Annotated in this window: 1 protein-coding gene; it reads right to left on the reverse strand. The window is 68.6% G+C overall.

Features of this window, described 5'->3' with window-relative positions; translation table 11 throughout:
- Positions 1-207, reverse strand: a 207-nt coding sequence (locus AWT75_RS22430; RefSeq protein WP_204377141.1) for a hypothetical protein, incomplete at both ends; no start/stop codon positions are given.

The raw sequence follows: 207 nt of genomic DNA on the forward strand, positions 1-207 counted from the left end.
CAGCAGCAGGGCCGGACAGGGCGCAGCGCCGGTAGAGCAATTCCTGCCGGGCGGCGGCATCAGCTAGGGCAGAGGGGGATGTCTTCGATGGTCCTGAGACGGCGTCGGCAGCAGCAGGGCCGGACAGGGCGCAGCGCCGGTAGAGCAATTCCTGCCGGGCGGCGGCATCAGCTAGGGCAGAGGGGGATGTCTTCGATGGTCCTGAGA

It is taken from the genome of Aquitalea pelogenes, assembly GCF_001515305.1.
Taxonomy (GTDB): domain Bacteria; phylum Pseudomonadota; class Gammaproteobacteria; order Burkholderiales; family Chromobacteriaceae; genus Aquitalea; species Aquitalea pelogenes.